This window comes from Enterobacter sp. 186315 (assembly GCF_053290175.1).
The window spans coordinates 1-387 of sequence record NZ_JBPTTK010000072.1 but is presented as its reverse complement, the minus strand read 5'-3'; the positions used below and the strand labels follow the sequence as shown (position 1 = coordinate 387).

Sequence of the window (387 nt, the reverse complement as noted above, 5' to 3'; positions counted from 1 at the left end):
TTCACGACAGCTATCACAACCGCATCGATTTCCTGCGCACGGATGGCCTGCTGACAGAAGTGCGCCACAGCGACGGCTACGCGCTTTCGCTCAGCTGGCAACAGCAGCAGCTGATGAGCATTGACCTTATCGAACCGCAACAGCAGCGCCTTGCTACCTGCCGTTATGACAGCCAGGGTTTTCTCGCCGAATGCGACACCTTCCAGTTCACCCATCTGTGGCATGAATATTCCCCGGAAGGCTTGATGACGCGCTGGCGGGACACCACAGAGACACAGGCGGATTACCGTTATGATTCCGCAGGCCGCGTCACCCATGTCTCCACCCCGCAGGGCTACTACAACGACCGTTTCCTTTATAACGAAGCAGAGCAGTGCACCACCTATC

Annotated in this window: 1 protein-coding gene; it reads left to right on the top strand. The window is 57.1% G+C overall.

The window, feature by feature from the left end; translation table 11 throughout:
- Nucleotides 1-387 (top strand): RHS repeat domain-containing protein (locus ACSVHP_RS23000; protein ID WP_447552991.1); only part of this gene is annotated, 387 nt, incomplete at both ends.